General features: G+C 57.0%; 1 protein-coding gene and 1 pseudogene. Both read right to left on the reverse strand.

Translation table 11 applies throughout. The features are described from left to right. On the reverse strand, window positions 1-732 hold a 732-nt coding region (locus AC1D00_RS41045; protein WP_477014636.1), incomplete at its 3' end, for a Rossmann-fold NAD(P)-binding domain-containing protein. 159 nt (window positions 733-891) lie between these two features. Continuing rightward, window positions 892-1,414 (reverse strand): annotated as a pseudogene (locus AC1D00_RS41050) (hypothetical protein); the annotation flags it as partial.

Consider the following 1,414-nt stretch of genomic DNA (forward strand, 5'->3'; position numbering starts at 1 on the left):
GCGCAGACATTGGCTTAGGTGTTGAAACAGCGGCAGGTCGTTCCAATTGAAGGCAAGAAGAAATTCGTCGGCGCCTGCTGTGCGCGAAATTCGAATGATGGTCGTCAGCTCGCGCTCAATTGCTGCGTCGTCAGACTTTAGCGTAGCGTCCAGAACGAAGTGACGTACCACCTGAAAGCCGTTCTTGCGCAAGTCCTTGAAGCGGCTTGAAGTAAAGTCGAGCGGCTCGCCGCTGATCAGCACGACCCCTCGTTTGACGGAATGTCTTCGCGCRAAAGAAGAGTTCAAGGCGAGGCGCCAGATCGCGCGATGCGCGCCCAGTCCGACTGGGCCGGCCGCTGCAAACAGAACGATGGTGATGCGGGAGAGCTCGGCGGTCGATCTAAGCAGGAAAGCAGAAAATGCGAGAATCGCGAGTGAGAGAAGCCACACGGATGAAGCCTTACGCAACTGCCAGCTCGTATTGGCCAGATTATGGTTATCGTAGCATCCTCTGAAAAAGGCGATCGCGACGAACGCGGTCGCCACAAGCAACGCGACGCCGACCGAAAGTTCTCGCTCGGCCAGTGTTGCCATGAATTTGCGGTGAATTTGGTTGGCGGCAACATAGCTGAGCAGGATGAGCAGGAAGTCGCCTGCCATAATGGCAAATTGAAGCGGTCTTTGCAGTGAGACGCCGCGTCTTACCAACATCGAGGATGAGGACTTCGAACCGTATGTGGTTAATGACATGAAGGGCCTCATTCCAAAGACTGCACGCGGAAATGCACTAACGAAAGCAAGGGTATATTCAAAAGCCTACATCGAGAGACTACAGACCCGATGATATCGATGTAGCTCCTCGCGACATTTCGGCGACGGAAATCGCGAGTATCAACTGCGTTAGGGTGCCTATCGCGGCGTCAAGGTCCGCAGACACGGCGAGGGTCCAGCTGCAGTGCGCTGCGTGCCGGCGGCTGTAGCAGGAAGCGGAGACTCGGCCAGGGGTGGAGGCGGGTCTGCGACAAACTGCGCGGTGCTGCCCGAAAAGAAGTAGAGTGTGGACCAATCTGGGGAGAGTTCGACCCAGTTGCTGTTGCCGGCCCCTCGATTATTGGCGCCGTTGTGCGGCGAGTCCGGAGAACGCCACCAGTCGGCCCCAACGTTGGCAACCACTTTCATTTCGGTGTCCGTCGTCTTCATGTCTATCTGGACGTAGACAGAATCGACGGCTCCGGCGGCGAAACCGCCGCGTCTCACGAGCCACATCAGGTCGTTGCGGCCGGGAGGGGGACCGTCAACAAGGGTGCCTCCATCCGTCTGAACTTCGATCTTCATCTGGACAGCAACGTTCTTGGGAACCATCGCGTCAAAATGGGCTCCAACGATCTCGTTCTCTGTCTGGTCCTGCACCAGGATCCATTCCTTCGTGCTG

This window comes from Bradyrhizobium sp. P2_E8 (assembly GCF_056403875.1).